The organism is Acinetobacter sp. Tr-809, assembly GCF_011753255.1.
Classification (GTDB): Bacteria; Pseudomonadota; Gammaproteobacteria; order Pseudomonadales; family Moraxellaceae; genus Acinetobacter.
This window is the reverse complement of sequence record NZ_VWVZ01000002.1, coordinates 707634-714118: the sequence shown is the minus strand read 5'-3', so window position 1 is coordinate 714118 and position 6485 is coordinate 707634. Positions and strand designations below refer to the sequence as shown.

2 protein-coding genes are annotated in these 6485 nt (G+C 41.5%); one reads left to right on the top strand and one right to left on the bottom strand.

Annotation, left to right across the window (positions count from 1 at the left end; translation table 11 throughout):
* The coding region (locus tag F3J02_RS07355; protein WP_266096162.1) for an ESPR-type extended signal peptide-containing protein at positions 1-4249 on the bottom strand (4249 nt) is incomplete at its 3' end.
* Positions 4250-4779: 530 nt separating this feature from the next.
* On the opposite strand from F3J02_RS07355, the gene aspT reads away from it, so the two are divergent.
* Positions 4780-6465, top strand: coding sequence for an aspartate-alanine antiporter (aspT, locus tag F3J02_RS07350; protein ID WP_167248363.1), 1686 nt, complete (start codon positions 4780-4782; stop codon positions 6463-6465).
* Positions 6466-6485 lie beyond the last annotated feature (20 nt).

Here is a 6485-nt window from a genome sequence, read left to right as displayed (position 1 = left end):
TCACAAGGTTGCTGTCTGCATTGGAGATATCTACAGTGCCGTCAGGTGCAACATTGCTCTTACTTGCCGCATTGTTATTGGTGGTGAGATTCCAACCCTTATTGGCAATTTGCTGAACTTCATTCAACTGGCTGCCATTCACCGCATCGGTTGATGTCGCATTTACATCACCTTTGGCCACATTGGTGATCTTTTGATTGCCCGCACTAATTCCATTCTTGCTAATACTTGGGCTGTTTGCGATCGCATTCCCGCTACCATCGACAAAGCTAAGGCCATTGCTATTGATTAATGTGCCTGCTGCGTTAACGCTATCGACTTTCACATCTTTGGCTAATTTAACCGTGAGCTTGTTATTTCCATCGGCAATAACGCCAATATTGTTATCTGTCAATTTGCTCGCATCTGTTACGCCACCAACGACGTTTAGCGTTTCTCCAAGTTTACGCTGTACACTGGTACCACTATCCGCCTGGAAGGTCAGCGCAGTATTGGCTAAATCTTCAATTGCAGTATTGGTTTGATACAACTGACTACCGTTAATCGTATCTGTACTGGTTGAACTGATTCGACCTGCAGCGACATTGACGATGGTACGTTCATTCCCTGCACTGCCCACACTTACACTTGAAGAATTGGTAGGTGTACCAGCAAAATTATAGGTCTTGCCATTAATTACCGTACTGGTTGTTTGTACATAATCGGCAGATTGCGAACCATTACCAAGGGCAACCGCATTATTATGATTAACAACTGTATTTGCACCTATGGCAGTCGCACCTTCGGCTGTTGCCTGTGCATTGGTCCCTTGAGCAATGGTATTGGTATTTAACGCTTTGGCATTGAAACCTTGTGAAATTGCTGCACTACCTGTCGCCAAAGCATTTGCACCAATTGCAGTTGCATTATCCGCAATCGCTTGGGCATTATTCCCTTGTGCAATTGCATTGGTATTTAGTGCCTTGGCCGAAACACCTTGAGCAAGCGCATTTTCCCCATCTGCTTTTGCTTGTTTACCTAAAGCAACCCCATTCGCTCCCATCGTCTGAGCATCGAGACCAATTGCAATCGCATCTTTTGCTTCTACCTTACTGTTTTTACCCACTGCAATAGTATTTTCTTCAGTTGCTCGAGCTGTATTTCCTAAAGCAATTGCACTTTGGATCTTGGCAAAACTATCTGTACCAATAGCGATGGTATTTGAATTGAGATTATTATCAATTTCATCTTTGGTCGGATTGGCTTTCCCTGAGATGGCATTATTTCCTAATGCAATCGCATTAGTCGCATAGCTTGTCGCTTGAGTCCCAGTTGCAATTGAGTCACGGGCATTTGCATTGGCTTGTTTACCTGTCGCTAAAGCATTGGTTCCAGATGCCGATGCTTGCGTACCCAAAGCCAGTGCATCTGTACTTGAGGAACGGCTACTGACCCCAACAGCAAGCGCACGATCTGCACTAGCCCGAGCATCATAACCTTGCGCAATACTTTCCTCCCCGCGAGCAATCGTTTCTTTACCAATCGCAATTCCTTTACTGTTGGTCACCAATGCATTGGTACCTACAGCAATCGCATCATTTACTTTATCATTGCTGGTTTGTGGTTCAGATTTCGCATCTTTACCAATCACAATACTGTTTTCACCACGACTGATAGCATGCTGGCCGATCGCAACACCGGCTGCATCATATGCAATCGTTCCTGTTGAACCAATCGTGGTCGCATTATCACCAAGCGCATAGACCTGCGAACCAATGGCGGTACTGTTTTTATTCTGGGCAATAGCTTCAGGCCCAATTGCAACCGCATCGACCCCAGAAGCACCTTCATTATTTTTGTTACCAATCGCCTCAGATTTAACACTGATATACTTAACTCGGCTTGCCTCAACGGCTTCTTGCATTTGAGCCAGATTCACCGCATCTGTACCCACTTTACCTGGTGCCAAACCACTAATTACCGTATTTGGTCTTAGATTAATTTGCTTAGAGGTTGCATCTGTATAAGTCACAGCATTGTCGACGCTTGGAAGCACCGCACCACTTGAGATTGCGCCTAAAGCGTCAACCACGGTGTTGTATTTATATTCCTTGCCATTATTATCTTTCAGTGTGATTTGTGAATAATTGCCGTTGTTGTCTACACTGACATCACCACCAATTAAATTACCTACTTTTTCTTGAGCAATTTTTAACTGTCTGACGTTAACTGCATCATAACCATCCGCACCATCATCCACATGGGCAATTCGGCGGTTAAATGCAGCCACACCTCCTGACCCATCCGAACCAACTGAGATGACACCTTGATTACTGGTTTTAGATGAGGTCAAATAGCCTGTTTGTGTTTCCGCTAAATCTTTTGAAGCGACTGAGTTAGAACCCAATGCAATACTGTTGTCTTTAGACCACGCATTAATCCCGACAGCAACACCATTATCTGCGTTTTTCTTGGTTCCTGTACCTGAACCGTCATCAATGCCTTCTACTTTTGAAGCAGCCCCAATCGCCACTGCACCTTGATTATCAGCGCTCGCTAAATAACCGACAGCAACAGCAGCTTGACCAGAGATTGAGCGCCCACCGATCGCTGTAGTATGGTCAGTTTCTTTAGCATTTTGATTGGATAAATAACCAATACTGACATTTTCTTCACCCGTGGAAGCTTGCCCCGACTTCGAACCAATCGCAATATTATAATTGCCTGAAGTCCCATTGGATGCTTCTAAACCAATGGCAATATTTTCATTGCCTTTGATGTTTTGTCCTGCACTGCTACCAATTGCAATATGGTTTTGATTACTATTTCCTGCATTATTGACTGTACCCACACCCGCATTTGCACCTAAAGAAATTGCACTGGTACTATTCGCTTGTGCACCTGAACCAAGTGCAGTTGAATTTGCACCACTTGCAATTGCACTATCGCCCAAAGCCGTGGCTGAACCAGATGCTGCTTTCGCCCCTTTACCAACCGCTGTGGCATTCGATGCAGAAGCTTCCGCACTTGTACCGAATGCACTCGCATTTTCGGCACTGGCAATAGAGTTAGAACCTACAGCTATGGCATTTTTAGTGCTAGTGCCACTAATTTTTGCTGCATCACCAATCGCAATTGAACTGGTAATTTCCTTCGTATCAGTTGTTGCAGCTTGCCCAATTACTGTATTTTTATTGCCTAATGCTTTGGTATCTTTGCCAATCGCAATTGACTCAATACCATCGGTAGCAGGTGTACCTCCAACCGTTGCTGTTCCAACAACAGCATTATTGCCAATCGCTACTGCATCTGTTGCAGCACTATTGGTAACAGCTTTTGGCCCCACTGCCACGGAGTCTGTTCCATCAGCGACAGAATCATCTAAAACTGAAGTTGCATGAAAGTATTTAGCACGTTCAATCCCAGCATTTAGGAGATCTTGCTCAACTTTATACAGTTGATCACCAGTCACGACCTCCTTCGATCCAGAACCTACAGTGGCATTTTTAGTCACTGTAATTTGACCATTATCGATCACAACGCCATCGACTGTAACTTTGTCAAAACTAACTTCTGGCTTTGTATCAACAGTCAGATTATTGCCTGATCGGGTAATGGCGATATTTGTACCATCTAAAAACTGAACCGTGTCTAAGGCTTTTACCGAGCTTGCAGCATCACCATTTGCTTGAATTTTCCACGTCTGATTTGATATTCCACCGACCGATGATTGTAAGTTTGCAATATCTCCCTCGTTGACCGTAACCCGATTATTTAGCGAAGAAATATCATCCGTATTTTTTGAAACATTCGAGTTTAATGTAGAGATATCCCCTGTGTTTTTTGAAACACTCGAATTTAATGATGAAATATCTGAACTATTTTGGCTGACTTTATCATCAACAGTTTTCAGCTGCCCAAAAGTTGCAGCATCATCATTATTCACCCCATCACTCAATCCAGATATTTTATTGCTTGTACTATCAACTACCACCGAACCCACGGTAACATTCTTAAATACAACATTATCCGATGTAGAGATCGTATGCTTTATATTCAGTGGATCACTATTATCTGTAACGACTTGTATATTATTTCCTTGAATCACGTCATCAGCATAGCTTGTCCCCATTCCCACTGTAAAATTGACCAGTATGACAGCAGCTGAAACTTTAATTGTCTTTGATTTTACTTTGGATTTAGCTAGCTCAGATACCGCAACCCAAACACCTATTGAAGCATTCCACACCAGTTTATAGACTTTATTCATGATTATTTCACCTTATGGTTTTATGTATATTTTTAAAGTATTTAGTTTGAATAAAATATAAACAGAAACCCATCAACCCCTTGGTAACTTCAAGTAACCCTTTATTTATAATTTTGTTTTTTAAATGTAATTTACAAAAATACAATTTATTTTTTAATTATTTGAAATCCAATCATTAATTGTAATTAATAAGAAAAATAATCATTTTAAATCAAAATATTAATCATTAATTATTAAAACTTATTTATTAATTTAAAATTATTTAAACAACACAAACAACCTGTAATCATTCAAATTTAAACCTGTTTCTTTGTGTAACTTTATTTTATCTTTCGTTAAGTTAAGTTTTTATAAAAACATTTTAAAATAAAAAAGTTTAGTTTTTCTAGCAACTTAGAAAGAAATAATAAAAACACAATAAAATCAAAGAATTTGCACGGATTAGTTCTAGGGGGTATCTTAAAAAAACATGAAAAATAAATAAATTTCAAACCTAAAGATAGATCGAATAATAAAAGTGAGATCGAAAAATGATTGAATGGTTACAAGGCGAATTAAAACATAGCCCAGAGATTTTATTGTTCTTATCCTTGGCAATAGGTTTCTGGATTGGACAGTTTCAATTCGGAAAATTTCAGTTCGGTGGCGTAGCAGGGTCCCTACTTGTTGCAGTGCTACTCAGTCTCATCGGTGTTCCAGTAGACAATGGCGTCAAAGCGATTCTGTTTGCATTGTTTATTTATGCTGTTGGTTTTGAAAGTGGTCCACAGTTTTTTAAATCATTGGGCCCACAATCGATAAAAGAAATCCTATTAGCAGTATTCATGGCAGTCAGTGGTTTAATTACTGTATTGGTCATGGCAAAGTTATTCCACTTAGACAAAGGTTTAGCCGCAGGACTGGCAGCAGGTGGTATGACCCAATCTGCAATTATAGGTACTGCGGGGGATGCGATTTCCAGACTCGACCTACCATTGGCTGAGATTCAAAAACTGCAGGCCAATGTCGCGATCGGATATGCCGTGACTTATATTTTCGGTTCGTTGGGTGCCATTATTGTTTGTGTGAACATTCTGCCCAAATTTATGGGTAAAGAAATTCATGATGATGCATTAAAAGCCCAGTCAGAACGTCTCAAGGGTGCTTTTGAATTAGCACCGGGGCAAGAGCTTGCAATGCCTGAAATTGTAGGGCGTATTTATAAAGTTAAACAAGCTAATGGGCAAACTGTTGCCGAGCTTGAAGCCAAGCAAACCAGTATCACCATCGAACGCTTAAAGCGCAAAGATCAATTTATTGATGTTGCACCAGAACTGACTCTACAAACCGATGATGTGATATTGCTTGTAGGCCGTCGTGCCAGTGTGGTTGCTGTTTCAGAACAGATCGGCACGGAGTTACAGTCCTCACAAGGCATGGAAATGATTATGGATACGACAGATGTCATCCTAAGAAATTCCAAATATATCAATCGTAGTTTAGGCGATATCAAAGCCAACACCCCAGCTTATTTAAAGCATGGTATTTACGTGCTTGCAATTAAACGCAACGATGAAACCCAAACGTTGAGTGATGACACTATTTTACATCAAGGCGACGTCATCACCGTTTATGGGACTAAAAGTGATCTTGATCGTTTAGTCAAAGAAGCAGGCACAGCACTGCCAGAAAGTTTAAAGACCGATTGGATTTTCCACGGTGCAGGCTTGGTCGTCGGTTTATTGATCGGCTTGTTTGTGGTTCGTATCGGTGATGTTCCTCTGACCCTCGGTGCAGGTGGTGGTGCATTACTGTCAGGTCTTCTGTTTGGTTGGTTACGCAGCCGTAATCAAGTCCATGGCAACATGCCTTTAGCCGCCTCCCAACTGCTTAAAGATTTAGGTCTTGCAGGATTCGTTGCTGCGGTTGGTTTGCAATCTGGTTTACAAGCCATTCAAACGATTAAAGACAGTGGTCTATCCCTATTTATGATTGGTGTCGTGGTCACACTGGTACCACTAATTCTGTCCATGCTTTTCGCACGTTATGTACTGCGTTATGACAACGTTGCCGTTATGGCAGGTGCCTTATCTGGCTCCCGTAGTGCCAACCCTGCCTTTGGTGCAATTTTAGATAAGGCCGGAAATTCGATTCCAACCGTACCTTTTGCAATCACCTATGCCTTGGCAAACGTATTCTTAACCTTACTTGGTCCACTGATTGTTGGCCTTGCTTAACATCCATATTCAAAATTTTA